The sequence below is a fragment of the Proteus sp. G4415 genome, from assembly GCF_963896075.1.
In the GTDB taxonomy this organism is placed as follows: Bacteria; Pseudomonadota; Gammaproteobacteria; order Enterobacterales; family Enterobacteriaceae; genus Proteus; species Proteus mirabilis.
This window is the reverse complement of record NZ_CAWQOK010000021.1, coordinates 35,390-54,675: the sequence shown is the minus strand read 5'-3', so window position 1 is coordinate 54,675 and position 19,286 is coordinate 35,390. Positions and strand designations below refer to the sequence as shown.

General features: G+C 41.0%; 14 protein-coding genes. 6 read left to right on the top strand and 8 right to left on the bottom strand.

What is annotated here, in order from left to right:
• Positions 1-154 precede the first annotated feature (154 nt).
• Positions 155-1,204 (top strand): hypothetical protein, encoded by a 1,050-nt coding sequence (locus AACU95_RS02115; protein WP_004248923.1) that lies wholly within the window; start codon positions 155-157, stop codon positions 1,202-1,204.
• A 40-nt stretch (positions 1,205-1,244) separates the two neighbouring features.
• Here AACU95_RS02115 and degS read toward each other — a convergent pair whose 3' ends face one another.
• The 3 genes from degS to zapG all read right to left on the bottom strand — a co-directional run bounded on the left by degS (position 1,245) and on the right by zapG (position 4,536).
• A complete protein-coding gene (gene degS, locus AACU95_RS02110; RefSeq protein ID WP_004245290.1) occupies positions 1,245-2,315 on the bottom strand; it encodes an outer membrane-stress sensor serine endopeptidase DegS in 1,071 nt (356 codons plus the stop codon).
• A 191-nt stretch (positions 2,316-2,506) separates the two neighbouring features.
• The gene (gene degQ / locus AACU95_RS02105; protein ID WP_071425941.1) at positions 2,507-3,898 is read right to left on the bottom strand and encodes a serine endoprotease DegQ; all 1,392 of its coding nucleotides are present in this window, start codon (positions 3,896-3,898) and stop codon (positions 2,507-2,509) included.
• Between the two features lie 233 nt (positions 3,899-4,131).
• On the bottom strand, positions 4,132-4,536 hold the full coding sequence (zapG, locus tag AACU95_RS02100; protein WP_004245287.1) for a Z-ring associated protein ZapG: 405 nt from the start codon (positions 4,534-4,536) through the stop codon (positions 4,132-4,134).
• Between the two features lie 202 nt (positions 4,537-4,738).
• On the opposite strand from zapG, the gene zapE reads away from it, so the two are divergent.
• From zapE to sspB, 5 genes are all read left to right on the top strand, one after another.
• Positions 4,739-5,857, top strand: a complete 1,119-nt coding sequence (gene zapE, locus AACU95_RS02095; RefSeq protein ID WP_004245286.1) for a cell division protein ZapE — start codon at positions 4,739-4,741, stop codon at positions 5,855-5,857.
• Positions 5,858-6,306: 449 nt separating this feature from the next.
• On the top strand, positions 6,307-6,735 hold the full coding sequence (gene rplM, locus AACU95_RS02090) for a 50S ribosomal protein L13 (RefSeq protein ID WP_004245285.1): 429 nt from the start codon (positions 6,307-6,309) through the stop codon (positions 6,733-6,735).
• Between the two features lie 15 nt (positions 6,736-6,750).
• On the top strand, positions 6,751-7,143 hold the full coding sequence (rpsI, locus tag AACU95_RS02085; RefSeq protein ID WP_004245284.1) for a 30S ribosomal protein S9: 393 nt from the start codon (positions 6,751-6,753) through the stop codon (positions 7,141-7,143).
• 635 nt (positions 7,144-7,778) lie between these two features.
• Positions 7,779-8,420 carry a stringent starvation protein SspA gene (gene sspA, locus AACU95_RS02080; protein WP_004245282.1) on the top strand — a complete coding sequence of 214 codons (642 nt, stop codon included), beginning with the start codon at positions 7,779-7,781 and terminating at the stop codon, positions 8,418-8,420.
• 6 nt (positions 8,421-8,426) lie between these two features.
• Complete coding sequence (sspB, locus tag AACU95_RS02075) at positions 8,427-8,936, top strand: ClpXP protease specificity-enhancing factor (protein ID WP_004245280.1); 510 nt, start codon at positions 8,427-8,429, stop codon at positions 8,934-8,936.
• 78 nt (positions 8,937-9,014) lie between these two features.
• Here sspB and AACU95_RS02070 read toward each other — a convergent pair whose 3' ends face one another.
• From AACU95_RS02070 to gltB, 5 genes are all read right to left on the bottom strand, one after another.
• On the bottom strand, positions 9,015-10,040 hold the full coding sequence (locus AACU95_RS02070) for a MerR family transcriptional regulator (RefSeq protein ID WP_004248926.1): 1,026 nt from the start codon (positions 10,038-10,040) through the stop codon (positions 9,015-9,017).
• Positions 10,041-10,190: 150 nt separating this feature from the next.
• Positions 10,191-11,456: an amidohydrolase gene (locus tag AACU95_RS02065; RefSeq protein WP_004248927.1), complete on the bottom strand. Its 1,266-nt coding sequence runs from the start codon at positions 11,454-11,456 to the stop codon at positions 10,191-10,193.
• A 14-nt stretch (positions 11,457-11,470) separates the two neighbouring features.
• On the bottom strand, positions 11,471-12,745 hold the full coding sequence (gene dcuC, locus AACU95_RS02060; protein ID WP_004245277.1) for a C4-dicarboxylate transporter DcuC: 1,275 nt from the start codon (positions 12,743-12,745) through the stop codon (positions 11,471-11,473).
• 524 nt (positions 12,746-13,269) lie between these two features.
• Positions 13,270-14,667: an FAD-dependent oxidoreductase gene (locus tag AACU95_RS02055; protein WP_026090455.1), complete on the bottom strand. Its 1,398-nt coding sequence runs from the start codon at positions 14,665-14,667 to the stop codon at positions 13,270-13,272.
• A 10-nt stretch (positions 14,668-14,677) separates the two neighbouring features.
• Entirely contained in the window at positions 14,678-19,135 is a 4,458-nt protein-coding gene (gene gltB / locus AACU95_RS02050; RefSeq protein ID WP_071233654.1) for a glutamate synthase large subunit, read from the bottom strand.
• Positions 19,136-19,286: the final 151 nt, after the last annotated feature.

Below are 19,286 nucleotides of genomic sequence, written 5' to 3'. Positions count from 1 at the left end.
TTTTTTATTATAACGTGGTATATCCATCATTCTAAATGAAATTAATAAAATAATACCTATGGTAATTCTTTGATAGCAGGATACAGTAAAGAAAGTCAGCCTGTGTTAGGTCATTCTTTATTAACCGCTTACCAATAAAAAAGGAAAAAACGCCATGCAGGTCACAAGGAAACAAGAGCGTGTTATTCGTCAAGCACTTGATCATTGGCAACAATCTGGCGAGCTATCAGCACAACAGCATCAACAACTAGAAAGTACATTACAACGCCTTCCCTTTGATTGGAAAAGATTGAGTCGCTATGCTTTTTGGATAGCTATTGCCTGCTTAATTATTGCTGCCGTTAACCTTTTTAGTGATACTGCGTTAATTCATTATCTTATCGAATTATTTAGTGTCTCTGAGATTATGCGTGTGGTATTTCCTGCGCTTATTGCTGGTATGTTTTATTTTTGGGGATTTAAACGCCAACGCAAAGAAATACTATGGCATTACAGTACTGAGTTTATTCTCTTTTTAGGGATATTATTTACGGCGGTTTTTCTTTGGCAACTCGGTGAGTTGTTAGATGATGGTAGTGGTAATATTGCGCCACTTCTTTTAATGGGTTGCATTATTTATGCTGTGATTGGCTTTATCAGTCGCTCTTCATTAGTGTGGTTATTTTTCTTATTAATGTTGGGCAATTGGTTTGGTGCTAAAACGGGTTATATGTCCGGTTGGGGCGCTTATTGGCTAGGCATGAATTATCCTATTCGTTTTGTGTTATTTGGCTCTGCATTATTAGCGGGATGCTATTTTTTGCAAAATATTTTAATGCGCCGTCGCTTATTTTTTATGACAAAGATAATGGGATTGTCTTATCTCTTTATTGCGTTGTGGATCATGTCTATTTTTGGTAATTATGATCCGGATACGTGGTATTACATTTCAAGTGTGCAGTTATTACCTTGGGCTTTATTATTTGCTGTTGTTGCTGTCATTTGTATTTATATCAGTTTAAAAACCGATGATGGTATGTTGAGAGGCTTTGGACTAACATTCCTTGGTATCAATCTTTATACCCGCTTTTTTGAATATTTCTGGAATAGCTTACATAGTGCAATTTTCTTTTTTATTTTGGCTATTTCACTGATTTTTATTGGACGTAAAGCAGAAAAAATTTGGCATGCCATTGAAAATAGCCGCATGGTAAATAAGCAATAATGTCGTGAATAACAAGGTAACTCGCGAAAGTTAGCTATGGCTATGACTCTGGCTGATATTCTGAAATTGTGACATCAACATTTATTTCATTACCATCACGTAATAAGGTTACCGGTAAAACGGTACCAGGACGTGTTTCTGCAATATAGTCCATCATCTCCATAGCTGATTTGGCCGGAGCATGGTCGATACTTAAAATGATATCGCCAATTTTCATTCCCGCTTTATCAGCAGGACTATTGGGCGTAATGCGGAAGATACGTAATCCTTGGATCTGTTTAATATCGGTATTTGAAGAGCGAATTTTAGGTAGTTCTTTCGCGGTAATACCAATAAAACCACGAATAACTCGCCCATCACGGATAAGCTTATTCATAATTTTTACGGCTAATTGTGTTGGAATAGCAAAGCCAAGTCCTTCCGCACTGGGGCGATAGCCATTGTAGGTGCCTGAATCAAAGGTCATGGTATTAATACCCACTAACTCACCTTCAGTATTAATCAGTGCCCCCCCTGAATTTCCTTCATTAATTGACGCATCGGTTTGAAGGAAGTTTTGGTAACGTGTTGGGCTTAAGCCGACACGTCCTGTGGCACTAATAATACCTTGTGTGATCGTTTGCCCAATATTAAATGGGTTACCAATGGCTAAAACGACGTCCCCCACATGAGAAATGCGCTTACTATTGATGGGGATGGTAGGTAATTTTTCTGCATCAACTTTTAACACTGCAAGATCGGTTAAGGGATCTGAGCCAATCAATAACCCTTCATAGAGATCACCATTTTGCAAAGCCACAATAATTTGATCTGCATTATTAATAACGTGCTGATTGGTAAGAATATAGCCCCGCGGATCCATAATCACCCCCGCACCTAGCGAGGTCAGCTCGCGCCCTTCTTGAGAAAAGCTTCCCATTGTGCTGCTGTAGACATTAACTACCGCAGGTGCCGCACGGCGCACGGCTTTGTTATAGCTAAATGGGGCATTAAGAAAATCACCATTAATCAGGTGTTCAATAAAGATAGGGCGGATAGAAGGTACCGCAACCAAAAGAATGGCAGCTGTTAAAACACCAATCAAGGTAGATCGCAGTAGCTTGCTTAACATAAAAATCCTGTATTTATGTTTGAATAAGAGGATAGCGTCGTAAGTGTCATGAGAATAGCACAGTTTCGCTTTTGAAAGGATATGTCAGCGTAGAAAATCGTTTTTTAGTGATATGAAAGCAAGAAAAAAACCCTATTACCGAAGTAATAGGGCTGAAAGGAACAAATAAATTAGATACAAGTAAGTGGGGTTTAACGCGAGCTGTTACGTAACAGAAGATAAATTTCTTCGTTGCCACGTTTAATGTTTAATGCAAGAACCGGTGGTTTAGCATCGATGGTTTTACGTAAGTCACCTAAGGAGCCAATTGGCATATTGTTGATACCAATAATAAGGTCGCCTTTTTGTAACCCCGATGCTGCTGCCGCTGAGCCTTTCTCCACAGAATCTACAGCAACCGCTTTAACTTGTTTGTTAACATAGTTACTGAGCGTTGCCCCTTGAAGTGCGGGAGAGAAGTTATCCGCTCGCGTTGCATCTGCTGATTGTTTCTCTAGTGTAACTTTGACATCCATTGGTTTTCCTTGGCGGATCAAACCAATCAGGATCTCTTTACCTGGTGGTGTTGTACCAACTTTTGCTCTTAATTCAGCAAAGCTATTAATGCGTTTACCATCAATAGAAATAAGGACATCACCTGGTTTTATACCGGCTTTAGCTGCGGAAGAGTCCGCCAATACTTCACTGACAAAAGCACCGCGTTGGGCATCAATTTTAAAGGATTTCGCTAAATCAGCATTCATTTCAGTGCCGCGAATACCTAAAATACCGCGTTTTACTTCACCATGTGTAATCAGTTGTTGGCTGAGATCACGCGCCATATTACTTGGGATCGCGAAACCAATACCAATATTGCCACCACCTGGTGCTAAAATTGCGGTATTAATACCGATAAGTTCACCATTGAGATTAACTAAAGCACCACCAGAGTTACCACGGTTAATTGATGCATCAGTTTGAATAAAGTTTTCTAACCCTTCCAGATTTAAACCACTACGACCTAAGGCTGAAATAATACCGGAAGTCGCGGTTTGGCCTAAACCAAATGGATTACCCACAGCAACCGCAAAGTCACCAACACGTAATTTATCCGAGTCAGTCATTTTAATGGCGGTTAAGTTATTGGGTTTCTCAATTTGTAGTAGGGCGATATCTGTTTGTGGATCGCTACCAATTAATTTGGCGTCAAATTCACGGCCATCATTAATTTGGAGTTGAATTTTATCGGCTCCATCAACAACGTGATTATTGGTTAATACATAACCTTTTTCAGCATCAATAATCACCCCTGAACCTAAGCCTTCAAAAGGGCGGATGCTTTGTTGTTGTGAAGGAAAATTTGGACCAAAGAAAAATTTAAACTCTTTTGGAACCTGCTGGCTTTGCACTCGAGTTCCAGAAACATGCACACTGACCACAGCGGGCAAGACTTTTTCTAGCATCGGAGCCAAGCTAGGTAGTTGTTCTCCAGATGGCATTACCGAAGGCAGGGCGGCCATACTGGTTGCCGGGAGAGTAGAGAGTGATAAACCAACACTCATCGCTAATGCGCTAAGTAGTAATTTTCTTTTTTTAGTCAACATGAATATGAGTCTCTTGATCTTGATATTGTTATCAAAAATATTTATTGCTCAATATGAGCTCGATGTTACTAAGACATATAGAAATAAAGGAAAGTTCATTGGTAAGCTATCAGTAGGGCTTTCTTTTACATGGATTTACAAGACAATAGCTATCTTTAAACCGTCCCATTGAATCATTAACTTTTTACAAAATAATATAAAATAAACGCCACAATAGTTGTGGCGTTTGTGTGTTAATCATCTTTTTTATCGGTAGGTCTAAATAATCCAGATGCCCCTTCGGAATAATCACGTGGCGGCATTTTGATCGGGGATTGATCATTGGCTGCCTCTGATTCACTTAACCGATAATTAAATGGGTTATCTTGAACAGGCATGTCTGGCATTAACTCATTGGAGCTTTTTGCCATGTGTTGATAAAGTTGGCGGTAGTCTTTCGCCATATTGTCCAGTAGTTCAGCACTTCGAGCAAAGTGGCTGACAAGCTCGTTGCGATATGTATCAAGTTCTTCTTTTTTAGTATCTAATTCTGCTTTTATAGCATCTTGTTGGCGCATGGTTTTATTACCATAACGCATTGCCAGTGCGCCGATAATAAGACCAACAACTAATCCAATCAGTGCATAAACCCAAACCATGGCAACTCCTTTTCATCTAATAGTGAGGACGATGGATTCTTATAACATCATAACCGCTAAAAGGCATGGGTGGAATAATATCCTTAAGCTTAATATGAAAATTCCTGTGTTACATCGATGTTAAAACAATTCTTACTGCTTATAATAGAGGCATTCGCAAGGTATTTACTTATGTCAAAATTTTAAGGATAAGAGAGCATCCATGACCGTTAGCACGCCATTATCACTTTATGAAACCGCGTTACAGCAGGGGGATTATCAACCTGATGAGGTTCAGCGACAAACCGTTCTCCATCTGCAACAGTTATACCATGCATTATTAAACCGGACATCACCAGAAAAAAGTTCTATTACTCAGCGGTTGTTAGGAAAGTTTCGTGCGAAAAAAAGCACAATTGTCCCTGAGCGTGGTGTTTATATGTGGGGAGGGGTTGGGCGAGGTAAAACCTGGTTGATGGATATGTTCTATCAAAGCTTACCCACAGAACGAAAACTGCGTCTGCACTTTCACCGCTTTATGTTACGGGTGCAAGATGAATTAAAAGGCTTACAAGGGCAAGAAAATCCACTGGATATCATTGCTGACGGCTTTAAAGCGCAAACCGATGTACTCTGTTTTGATGAGTTCTTTGTTTCAGATATTACTGATGCGATGATTTTAGGAACATTACTTGAAGCGTTATTTGCCAGAGGTATTACTTTAGTGGCGACATCTAATATTCCCCCTGATGATCTCTATCGCAATGGACTACAACGCGCACGTTTTTTACCTGCTATAGAACAAATAAAAAACCATTGTGAAATTTTGAATGTTGATGCGGGGATTGATTATCGCTTAAGAACATTAACTCAAGCCCATCTATTTTTATCTCCATTAACAGAGCATAACCGCCAGCAGATGGATAAAATTTTTACTCAGCTTGCCAGCAGTAGTGAAGTTGTGTTCGCGCCGACATTAACCATTAATCATCGTCCAATGGTAATGAGAAAAGTGGCTAATGGTGTACTGGCGGTTAATTTTGATACGTTATGTGTACAAGCGCGGAGTCAACTTGATTATATTGAATTATCAAAGCACTATCATACAGTATTGCTTTATGAAATGGTGCAGATGGGGAGTAGAAATGAAGATGTTGCCCGTCGTTTCTTAGCATTGGTTGATGAGTTCTATGAGCGTAAGGTGAAACTAATTATTAATGCTGACGTTGAGATGAGCGAGATTTATCAAGGGCAATTTTTACGTTTTGAATACCAACGTTGTTTATCGCGTTTGCAAGAAATGCAAAGTGAAGAGTATCTTTCACAGCCTCATCTCGCTTAATTGTTAAAGAAACTCTGTTTTGATTATGGTAGGATGGCGCTCATTGTAACGCTTGATGCTATTGATTGTTATAAAAATGGCAAAACGGTACTTATTAAGTGATTACAATCGCTTTGGCAAGGGAGAATGCTTCTCTTCAGGTGGTAATAGTTGATGACAGAGATGGCGAGTAGGCTAACAAAAATAGCGCCATAAGGTATTTTTTGCTGAAATATTGAAAAAGAATCCAATTGTTTTTCAATTATGACTCGATTTTTTTTTCTGACTTCTCTATAATCTTGCGACCCCACGTTGCAGCAAGTTTTTTATTTCCCAAAAAACTCGCATTTTAGAGTCAGCAGTGCTACTCGAAGGGGTAGGTTTGCTGGACACAAGAGTCGTGTGAACCTCAATAGCATTTGAACCGAGTGTTCACCAACGTGTAACTAAACATTGGGTAATTTTCAATAATGAAAACTTTTACAGCTAAACCAGAAACCGTAAAACGCGACTGGTATGTTGTTGATGCAGACGGCAAAACTTTAGGTCGTTTAGCAACTGAAATCGCACGCCGTTTACGCGGTAAACATAAAGCGGAATACACTCCGCACGTTGATACTGGTGACTACATCATCGTTTTAAACGCTGAGAAAGTAGCGGTAACTGGTCATAAACGTACTGACAAAGTTTACTACCGTCATACTGGTCACGTAGGTGGTATCAAGCAAGCGACTTTCGAAGAGATGATCGCCCGTAGTCCTGAGCGTGTAATCGAAATCGCGGTAAAAGGCATGCTGCCAAAAGGGCCTCTGGGTCGTGCTATGTACCGTAAACTGAAAGTTTACGCAGGCGCTGAGCACAACCACGCGGCACAACAACCGCAAGTTCTGGACATTTAATCGGGATAATAGGCAATGGCTGATAATCAATACTACGGCACAGGTCGCCGCAAAAGTTCTTCCGCACGTGTCTTCATTAAGCCAGGTAGCGGTAATATCGTAATCAACAAACGTAGCCTTGAAGTTTACTTCGGCCGCGAAACAGCACGTATGGTTGTTCGTCAACCGCTGGAATTAGTTGATATGCTTGGTAAACTGGATTTATATATCACTGTTAAAGGTGGTGGTATCTCTGGTCAAGCAGGTGCGATTCGTCACGGTATCACTCGTGCACTGATGGAGTACGATGAGACTCTACGTTCTGATCTGCGTAAAGCTGGTTTCGTTACCCGTGATGCGCGTTCTGTTGAACGTAAAAAAGTGGGTCTGCGCAAAGCACGTCGTCGTCCACAGTTCTCAAAACGTTAATTTGTTATCTTTTAGATATCAATTTGATGTTGAAAAACCCGTCTTTACAGGCGGGTTTTTTTATTTTTAAAATTGTTTTGAAAATGTGGGGTTGTGGCCGAAAAAAGCATGGATTAAAAGCAGATCAAAAATACGTTTTTTTAGAGTTTAATCCTTAATATCTTTTTTTTATGATATTATAAACTTAGTTTTTGTGTATATTAGCAGAATGAATTGAATTATTCGCATTGTTCACCCTAAGTGACATGAAATCTGATAGAATAGCCTGCTTTAGTGTCTTTCTTTCGACGATTTCTTAATGCTGCATGCTGCCTATGGTCATTTTACTGTGGTTAATGTCCATAAAGAATTTGACAGTCATACCAAAACTATTATGACAAATTGATATTGTGATTGTTTTGGTATTGCTTGATTATGATATGTGCCGCAAAGACAAACGGTTTTTTGAACCTGTAAAATACAATTATCTTAGGATAAGACTATTATGCAGGTGGTACTCAATGTCGTACTCAATGAAGTTAAGTTATTTATAACTTTTTAAGTTAACGGCATGAGTGCGTTTGTCTTGTAGGAATGGGGGAATGGAAGATGCATAAGCATGTTTGTTCCTTTAATTGATTAACTTGGAGGTTTTCATGGCTGTCGCTGCCAACAAACGTTCGGTAATGACTTTGTTTTCCGGTCCGACTGATATTTTCAGCCATCAGGTCAGAATTGTCCTTGCGGAGAAAGGTGTCAGTGTTGAAATTGAACAGGTTGAAGCTGGTAATCTTCCACAAGATCTTATCGATCTTAACCCGTACCAGAGTGTGCCGACTTTGGTCGATCGTGAACTGACTTTATATGATTCACGTATTATTATGGAATATCTTGATGAACGCTTCCCTCATCCTCCTTTGATGCCAGTGTATCCTGTTGCTCGTGGTAGTAGCCGTTTAATGATGCATCGCATTGAACAAGATTGGTACTCTTTAATGAATGTTATTGAAAAGGGTAACGATCAACAAGCTAATGCAGCACGTAAACAACTCGCCGAAGAGCTATTGGCGGTATCTCCGGTATTTAAAGAATACCCTTATTTTATGAGTGAAGAGTTTAGCTTAGTGGATTGCTACCTAGCTCCTCTCTTATGGCGTTTACCTGTATTAGGCGTGGATTTAAGCGGTGCAGGTGCGAAAGATGTACAAATTTATATGCAACGTGTTTTTGAGCGGGATTCTTTCCTTGCGTCATTAACCGAAGCAGAGCGCGAAATGCGTTTACCTTCAAGAGGATAATAGAGCATGGAGATTAAGGATATGTCTCCGCGCCGTCCGCATTTATTGCGTGCGCATTATGATTGGATCCTTGAAAACGAGTTAACCCCCCACTTAGTGGTAGATGTTAATGTCGTGGGTGTTCAAGTCCCTATGGAATATGCGCACGATGGTCAAATCGTACTAAATATTTCTCCTTTTGCGGTAAGTCATCTTGAATTGATGCCGCATCAGGTACTATTTAGTGCAAGCTTTGGTGGTGTACCTCGTAAAGTGCGCGTACCTATGGCGGCTGTAATAGCAATATATGCGCGAGAAAATGGTGCGGGTATGATGTTTGAGCCAGAGCCAGCCTATGAGGAAGGTTATACACCATCATTGGTGGATGATGAGCAGCAAGACGGCAGTTCAGCTTCGGCCACTGAAGGACTGTCTTTAGTGAAAGATGAGACACAGGCTGAAAACCCATCTTCTCCAGATGATGATCCTGAGCCTCCTCGCCCAACAGGTCGCCCATCATTGCGTGTAGTGAAATAAATAACGTTTTTATTTTCATTGCATAAAGCCCAGTTAAATGCTGGGCTTTTTTATATCTATTTGATTTTTCAATTAACGCTATTTTTGCACTAGCAAACTAATAGCCGTAAATAAATATTGACCAATCTCAGGTGTCATCCATGTACCTTTAGCGATTTCATGATCAGTTTGATAAATGGTACGGATCTTGGCCTGAATATCACTATCACCCTGTGTAAACTGATTGAACATATTTAGCCACATCTTAGCGAGGTTTTGCACCTGCTCTGAATCTGCTTTTTCTCCGCAAGTGAGTGCATTATATAATCCAGAAATAAGCTCAGGCCAGACACTGCCAGCATCAAAATAGTGCTGATGTACTACGGCAAATTGTTCCGGAGTCAGATGAGGTTTAAAAACAGATAATTGATATTCGCTAAAGCCTTTAGCAACAAAATCTATCATCTGTTTAGTAATACCGGTAGCCGTCGCAAACTTATCATCAGAAATATGCATTTTATTTAAACGGACAAAAAAGTCGGGATTTCCCCCTGTATCTTGCTCTAAAGCTATCATCCACTCTCTTGAAACTTGCATCGCTTCATTTGAATCGGCAGATTTACCTTGTTTAATCAAATTATTGACGGTTGAAATACGCTGTTGCCATGCTTGGCTTTTTAGTGTGTGCGCAGTATAGAGGGGTAACTGCGCTAATTCAGAATAAGTAAAATATTTATCGTACATAGACATCATCTCCAATAAAGAAAACCAGTCATGTTGCGTAAATGGAGTGCCTGTTTGTATTTGTTGTTGAACATGCTCTAGCTGATAACGCAATTTGGCAATTTGTTGCATTTGCGTGGTTAATTGGCTAATGCGCTCTTCAATTAAACAAGCTATCTCTGCACTATGACCATTAAGAATATGACCGATGTCTTTCAGTTTGACGCCAATTTGACGTAGCATTTGAATTTGCGTTAATCGCTCTATGCTTTTCATATCATAGAGTCGATAACCTGCATCGGTTCTTGCAGTCGGTTGCAATAAACCTATCTCTTCATAATGATGGAGAGTACGGACTGTTAATCCCGTCTTTTTAGCGATCTCTCCTACTTGAAATAGCATATCTTCACCTCCTGTATGTCATGCAGGTTAAAACCTCACGTAACGTAAGGGTCAATAGGTTAATTTAAATTTTTTTGTACGATAAAACAGCATAAAAAAACGCCCTATAGTGATATAGAGCGTTTTAATGAGTCAATTAAATAAAAGAGATTATTTCAGTAATTCTTCTAAACAACCCGTGTAAAGATTTACCGCAGTCATCAGTTGTTGTTCATCAAAATCAAAGCCTGCTTGGTGATGTCCGGCTGTTCTATCGGCACCAACAATAAAGTAAAGAGATTTACCACCACAGCGTTGTACTCGTTTTGCTAACACCGTTGCATCTTCACTTCCGCCGAATGGACGGGTTGGGATCGCAGTGAGTTCTGGGTGTTTACCCACCACTTTGGCCATCACATCAATCAGTTCTTGGTCATTGGTTAAATCAACCGCTTCCCCCATCACTTCGCTTTCCATTTCTAATTGGAAGCTATGTGCGGCACCTTCTGCCATACGTACAGCATTGGCAGCCATAAAGCTATTGATCTCTTCATTCTCACCACGCACTTCGATTTGCATTTCGGCATTGGCAGGAGTGACGTTACGACCTTCACCAGCTTTTAATACCCCAATATTAATACGAGACATCCCCTTACCATGGCGAGAGATCCCCAGCATTTGTGTTGCAGCATGGCAAGCACCTGCTAATGCGTTACGACCTAGCTCTGGCTCTGCCCCCGCATGAGAAGGCGTACCTTTAAAACGGAAATCATATTTAGTGGTACATAAAAAATGTGTTGGATTAAGAACGATTTCACCACTATTGGCGATAAAGCCTAAGTGTGAGCCTAAGAAGTAATTTGCATCATCAGCAATGCCACTTTCTGCCATTGCTCTTGCACCACGAACGCCTTCTTCAGCGGGTTGGAATAAAATTTTTACTTTACCGCTCACTTTATCTTTATTGTCGACTAACCAGTGAGCAACCCCTAAACCAATAGTAATATGACCATCATGACCACAAGCATGCATTTCGCCTGGATGACAAGAGGCGAAATTTTCTACCTGTGGACGATGTTGAGTCTCTGTTGTTTCTGTTACCCCAACACAGTCAATATCAAAACGTAGTGCAACAGTAGGCCCTGGTTTGCCACTATCGAAAATAGCGACACAACCCGTAAGCTCTTGCATTTCATCAAGTAGTGCTTCGTCAACATGGTGTTTTCTTGCTACCGCCAATCCTTTTTCAACCACTTGACGACGGCGTCCAAAAGCAAAGTCTTGGTTAATAACTTCAGGGCCGACTTTAACTTCTAATCCTAAGCCACGTAGCACTTTGACGATTTTGGCAGTGGTTAAAAATTCAGACCAGCCAATTTCAGGGTATTGGTGAAATTCGCGACGCCATTTAATTAATTGTTCTAGTGAAACTGACATAATCATTTCTCCACTTATAACATGAATAACGCAACAGCGATGACGCCGATAATCATACCCGGTGCAGTACGTTTTGCGATTTCCATAGGGTTGATATTGGCAAGACCAGCACAAACAATGGCTGCCCCTGCTAATGGTGACATTGTACGACCTAATGCGCCTGATAATGCTGCTGCCATACCCATGTCAGGAATTTCATAACCAAATTGTGCAGCGTGTGGTGTGACGGTTTCGTTGAAAGCAAATGCTGCAGCATCACCAGAGCCAGTAATAATCCCCATTAAGAATGGCCCTAATGTACCACCCCAACGGGCAAATTCAGGTGAGTGAGTTAAGAAGTTGATAAAGGCATCAATCAGACCTGATGCTTTTAGACCGGCTGCAAATACGGCTGCTGCGATAATGATCCCCAGTACATCCCCATAAGCATTACCCATCCCTTTAAAGAACTCTTTAGTAATTTGAGCCGGATTGGTTAATGTGATGATCAGTGCATAAATGGCACCAATTAACATTGCTGCTGGCACAGATAGTTTAAAAGTACTAAATGTTTCGAAGAAAGGCAGTATTAATAGAATTAATGGGATAAAAGGCGCAGTTGCATATAAATAATTAGGGCGTACTGCTTCTGGTGTTGCTTGAGAAGATGAGTTGGCGACATCTGTGGCTACAGAAGAAACTTTAAACTCTTTTTTCACTAAAGCGACAACAGCGAGTGAAACTGCTGCTATTGCTCCTGCCATTAAACTATATGGGCTATGGCGAGCAATTAAATCGACGACTTCCATATTGGCCATATTCGCCACAAAAGCGTTATGTGACATACCAGGGCTTAACATGGAACCGATAGTACCACATAACACCGCACCACCTGCGATTGCGGGGTGAATACGTGCCGCGATTAATAACGGAATAAGTGTTGCACCAACGGCCGCTGCACATCCGGCTGCTGATGGGATCGCAATATTAATAAAATAAGTGACGATCACTGTTGCTGGAATAAGAAAGAAACCAAGACGAGTCAGGACTTTTGATAAAACATGGACTAAGTGCATATCGCACTTGGTGTATTTCATCACGTAGGCAAAACCCATACTTGAACAGATAGCTTGAATTAATGATGATGAAACCATGCGATCACTAAATGCAGTGAAAGCATCAAGCGGTGTCAGACTTAAAATACATAACAATAAGCCGGCACCGATCAATACCATACGGGTTTCATATTTTTTTATTAGCAAATAGACCGTTACGATAATAACGGCTACGGCTATAAGTTGCATCACCATGGTGATCCCCTAGTTAATTATGACAATGTGCTTAATGAATAAAATAACCCAATATCAATAAGTTATATTTTTCGGTAAAGTTATCAGGTAATTCCATTATGAAGTTGCTAGGCTGACAATATTTGATTGTTATCAAGTTTGCGCACTGAAATAAAATCTATTTTTTTAGACTGTGATGTTATTAACAATTGCAGTCAAATAATGATGGACAAAAATTAGCGTAAAAGTTAAATAAAAACAGATAAAGTAAAAATTAGGAAAATAAATTAAATTAACTATAGAGCATAGATGTTATTTTTATACAAAATAAAACAGCTATTTTTTGTAGAAAGGTGTTGGAGGAAATTATTATTAAACAATAATGAGAATAATTATTAAAATAGTTGTTTTTAGGAGGGGATAATTAATATTTATAATAGTTAAAAATAAATTACCCCATTTTAATAAAACAGGGTAATTTATAAATAAAATTGTATTGTTACTATTTTAGTATTAAAGATAAGTAATATTGAATATTGCTAACTTTAACAAGATAAATAACGCAAGATCCCTTCCGCTGCTTCTCTTCCTTGTGCTATCGCGGTGACCACCAGATCGGAGCCTCTTACAATATCACCTCCAGCAAACACCTTAGGATTGGTCGTTTGCAAAGGTAATAGTGGATCATCATTAATAATAATTCTACCCGATGATGCGTATTGAATATTATTTTCATCTAACCACGGATAGTGTGCAGGTTTAAAACCAAATGCAAGAATAACCGCATCTGCGGATAATATATGTTCGCTGCCTTCTATATATTTTAATTCCCCGTTGGTTTGTGTTTTTATTACACGAACACCGATGACGTTATTATTAGCATCTACTTCAATATCAAGGGGTTGGCGATTAAATAAAAATTCGCCACCTTCTTCTTTGGCATTTTTTACTTCACGTTTAGAGCCGGGCATATTATTTTCATCGCGACGATAAACACAAGTTACTTTAGTGGCACCTTGGCGGATCGCGGTTCGTACACAATCCATCGCCGTATCCCCACCCCCTAGCACCACCACGTGCTTTTTATTGAGGTCGATATAAGGTGATTGGGGATCTTCTGCATAACCCATTAAATGGCGAGTATTACCAATTAAATAAGGTAAGGCATTATAAACCCCCATTGCGTTCTCATGGGCAAAATGACCACTCAAACTTTGATAAGTACCCAAGCCAAGGAAAACAGCATCATATTGCTCCGTCAGTGTTTTTAGTGAGATATCTTTGCCTATTTCTGTATTAAGACAAAAGGTTATTCCCATTTCGCTAAATAACTCGCGTCGTCTTACCATAAGCGATTTTTCAAGTTTAAAAGAGGGAATACCGAAAGTGAGTAATCCACCGATTTCAGGGTGTTTATCATAGACTACGGGTTTTACTCCTTGGCGGATCAGCACATCAGCACAAGCCAATCCCGCAGGGCCTGCACCAATAATGGCGACTTTTTTATCTGTCATGGTGACTTGAGACAGGGAAGGGCGCCAGCCCAGCGCAAAGGCGGTATCATTGATATAGCGTTCTATATTACCAATAGTGACCGCACCAAATTCATCATTTAACGTACAAGCGCCTTCGCATAATCGGTCTTGTGGACAAACACGACCACAGATTTCCGGTAAGCTATTGGTTTGATGAGAAAGCTCTGCTGCTTCTATTATTCGTCCTTCATTGGCTAATTTTAGCCAATTAGGGATATAGTTATGCACCGGGCATTTCCATTCACAATAAGGATTACCACAGTCTAAACAGCGATCGGCTTGTGCAGAGGCTTGCTCAGCAGAAAATGCCTCATAAATCTCGACAAACTCAATTTTACGCACAGCTAACGGTTTTTTAGTCGGTTCAACGCGATTTAAGTCGATAAATTGATACACATTCTGACCCATCATTTTTCTCCTATTGTGCCTGAACGCGTAATTCAGCGACTGAACGGCGAGGATGACCTAATAAGGCATGAACATCACTCGATTTAGGTTTGACTAATTTAAAGTGTTGTGACCAATATTCCCATTGAGAAAGTAGTCTTTCTCCTTGTTGGGAGCCAGTTAGCCGTACATGCTCTGCGATCATACCGCGAAGATGCTCTGCCAAAATCGCATAATTAGCCACGGGAAGAAGCTCAATAGAGGCGTTATTGATCCGTTGTGATAGTGTGGTATCTTCATCTAACAGATAGGCAAAGCCCCCCGTCATCCCTGCACCAAAGTTAATCCCTGTTTTACCAAGAATACAGACAATACCGCCGGTCATATATTCGCAGCCATTATCCCCAACCCCTTCAATAACCGCAATGGCGCCAGAGTTTCTGACTGCAAAACGTTCACCCGCTAATCCAGATGCATAGAGTTTTCCACCTGTTGCGCCATATAAACAGGTATTTCCCATAATCGTGGTCTGATGGGCTTTAAAGGCAGAACCGACTGGCGGTGAAATAACAATGCGTCCACCCGCCATGCCTTTCCCGACATAATCATTGGCATCACCCACTAAGGTTAATTCCACCCCTTGCGCATTCCAAACGCCAAAACTTTGACCAGCAGTACCCGTAAAGTGAAGTTTTATTGGTGTAGCAGATAAACCACTTTCACCATAGGTTTTGGCAATGAGCCCGGATAACGTGGCTCCCACTGAACGGTCTGTGTTACGAATGGAAAAATAGTGGGTTTGGCTTATCTTTTGTTCGACGCCTGTGATGGTTTGCGCAACAATACGTTGATTTAATTCTCCTTTATCATAAGTATCATTGTGCTCCTGACAATAGAGCGCTTTACCTGTAGGAGAGGACGCGGTTTCTAATAATCCCGTGAGTGATAATTTTTGCTGCTTACTGGTTATCCCCTCTAAGCAAGAAAGCAAATCCGTTCTGCCGATTAAATCGGTTATTTTCCTTACGCCAAGTTGTGCCATAAGTTCACGGGTTTCTTGGGCAATAAAACGGAAATAGTTGATAACGCGCTCAGGTAAACCATGAAAATGTTGGCGGCGTAGGGTTTCATCTTGGGTCGCAACCCCCATAGCGCAATTATTTAAATGGCAAATTCGCAGATATTTACAGCCTAACGCCACCATTGGCCCGGTACCGAAACCAAAACTTTCAGCCCCTAAAATGGCCGCTTTGATAATATCAACCCCCGTTTTTAATCCACCATCAACTTGTAAGCGCACTTTATGACGCAGATTGTTGGCAACTAATGCTTGTTGCGCTTCTACTAGCCCTAATTCCCAAGGGCTACCTGCATATTTAACTGACGTTAATGGGCTGGCACCAGTACCGCCGTCATAACCTGCAATAGTAATTAAGTCTGCATAAGCTTTAGCGACTCCGGTGGCGATTGTACCAACGCCCGGCTCAGAGACCAGTTTGACAGAAATAAGCGCACGGGGATTAATCTGTTTTAAATCGAAAATCAGTTGTGCTAAATCTTCAATAGAGTAGATATCATGATGGGGAGGCGGGGAAATCAGTGTGACTCCCGGTACGGCATAACGCAGTTGCGCAATATAAGGCGTGACTTTATCACCGGGTAACTGGCCACCTTCACCGGGTTTTGCCCCTTGTGCCACTTTGATTTGTAATACATCGGCACTCATTAGATAAGATGGCGTGACACCGAAACGACCTGAAGCTATCTGTTTGATACGTGAAACTTTGTTGGTGTTGTAGCGTGCCGGATCTTCACCACCTTCTCCAGAGTTTGAAAATCCGCCTAAGGTATTCATTGCTTGCGCAAGGGCTTCATGGGCTTCTTTACTTAATGCACCAATTGACATCGCCGCAGTATCAAAGCGTTTAAACAGTTCACTTTCTGCTTCGACATCTTCAATTGCAATAGGGGTTGTGTCATTGAGAGCTAATAGATCACGTAAGGTGGTAATAGGGCGTTGTTGCACTAATTGGGAATAATGTTGGTAATCAGCGTAGTCACCACTATTTACCGCTTTTTGCAACGCTTGAACCACATCAGGATTATAGGCGTGATATTCACCTTGATGGGTATATTTTAATAACCCACCAGCGTCTAGAGGATAGCGAGTTAGCCAAGCACGTTTGGATAGATTAAATAAGTCTTGTTCAAAATCGCTAAAATCTGCACCGTTAATACGATTATCAACCCCATCGAAGCAACGTTTAACGACATTATCATGCAACCCTACGGCTTCAAATAGCTGTGAGCAACGGTAAGAGGCAACGGTGGAGATCCCCATTTTGGACATTATCTTATACAGACCTTTGTTGATCCCATTGCGATAATTGAGCATGACTTGCGCATAAGTACCCGACAATATTTTTTTATCGACTCGTTGCGCTAAGGATTCATAAGCCAGGTAAGGGTAAATAGCGGTTGCGCCAAAACCTAATAGTACAGCAAAGTGGTGGGGATCACGGGCGCTTGCGGTTTCAACAATAATATTGGCATCACAGCGTAAATTATTATCTACCAAGGCTTTTTGTACCGCGCCTACTGCCATAGGCGCAGGAATAGGTAATCGCGCTTGAGTGATATTTCTGTCGGATAAAACCAGTAATACTGCACCACGATTAACCGCTTGTTGCGCCGTTTCACATAAGATGTGTAGTGCGGTTTCTAAATTATTTTCAGTCGGTTGATAGGTGATATCTAGCGTGATGGATGAATAATAAGGGCTTTCTTGATTGAGTAATTGTTGAAAATCACTATAAAGCAAAATGGGTGATTTAAAACTGAGGCGATGGGCTTGTCCTTCCGCTTCACTAAAGACATTCATTTCGCGACCAATACAGGTTGCTAAAGACATCACATGCGCTTCTCTTAATGGATCAATCGGCGGATTGGTCACTTGCGCAAATTTTTGTCTAAAATAGTCATAAATTAAGCGTGGGCGCTGAGAAAGTACGGCAAAAGGCGTGTCATCTCCCATCGAGCCGGTGGCTTCCTGCCCATTTTCAGCCAGTACATGCAAAATCGTTTCCAGCTCTTCTTGGCTATAAGCGAACTGTTTTTGGTATGTCGCCAGTAAGCTATCATCAAAAGCGCGCTCACCTGTCGCTTGTGGCTCAGGCAATTGCTCAAAAGGGATCAGACGTTTAACGTTACGTTCTAACCAAAGTTTATACGGGTGTCGCCTTTTTAAATCTTCGTCAGTTTCAGCAGAATGTAAAATGCGACCTTGATAAGTATCTATTACCATTAGTTCGCCAGGGCCGACACGCCCTTTTTCTAGAACTTCATCAGGTTGATAATCCCAAATGCCAATTTCAGAAGCACAGGTAATAATATTATCGGTCGTGATAACATAGCGAGCTGGACGTAGCCCATTTCTATCTAGTGTACAGGCTGCATAGCGACCGTCAGATAACACGATCCCCGCAGGTCCATCCCAAGGCTCCATATGCATAGAGTTAAAATCAAAAAAAGCACGTAGATCATCATCCATTTGTGGATTATTTTGCCATGCGGGCGGCACTAATAGGCGCATAGCGCGGACAATATCCATCCCCCCATTAAGAAAGAGTTCGAGCATATTATCCAGTGAGCTTGAGTCTGAGCCACTCTCATTTACAAAAGGCGCCGCAGTTTGTAAATCGGGGATCAGCGGCGTATGAAATTTATAGGCTCTTGCTCTTGCCCATTGACGATTTCCGGTAATGGTATTGATTTCACCATTATGGGCAAGATAGCGAAAAGGTTGCGCAAGCGGCCATTTTGGGGTGGTATTGGTGGAAAAACGTTGATGAAAAAGACAGATGGACGATTCCATCCGTAAATCCGCTAAGTCAGTAAAAAAGCGAGGCAAATCAATTGCCATGCACAGCCCTTTATAGACAGTCACTAAATTAGAGAGGCTACAAATATAAAAATCATTATCGGTAATACGTTTTTCAATTCGGCGACGAGCGACAAATAAGCGGCGCTCAATATCATTAATACGCCATCCGGCAGGTGCATTGACAAAAATTTGTTCTATTGACGGTAAAGAAGAGAGGGCGATACTGCCTAAAATATCTGTGTTAGTTGGTACTTTACGCCAGCCAACGATAGAGAGTGTTTCTCGTTGCAATTCTTCTTCAACAATTTGACGGCACTGTGCAGCGATAGCATTATCTTGGCTTAGAAACAGCATGCCTACTGCGTAATTGTTCGCTAAATGCCAGCCATTTTCCTCGGCAATTAACTGAAAAAAACGCGTTGGTTTTTGTAATAATAACCCACAACCATCGCCGGTTTTTCCATCAGAAAGGATCGCGCCACGATGTTGCATACGGGCAAGGCCATGGATCGCATTTCTGACAATTTTATGGCTGGCTTTCCCCTCAATATGGGCTATTAACCCAAAACCACAATTCTCTTTTTCCGCTGTTTTTTGATAGAGCATAGTTTGCTTCCTACTCAGTTTATGGGCACCTCAAGAACGAGCGCAAAAGGAACGATTTTGTCTCAAGGGTGTAGGTAAATTTATGGGTGCTCATCGGGTGATGGTGTCTTTAGCTTTGCTATCTCGGTTTTTTATTTTGCTAAGCTACTAG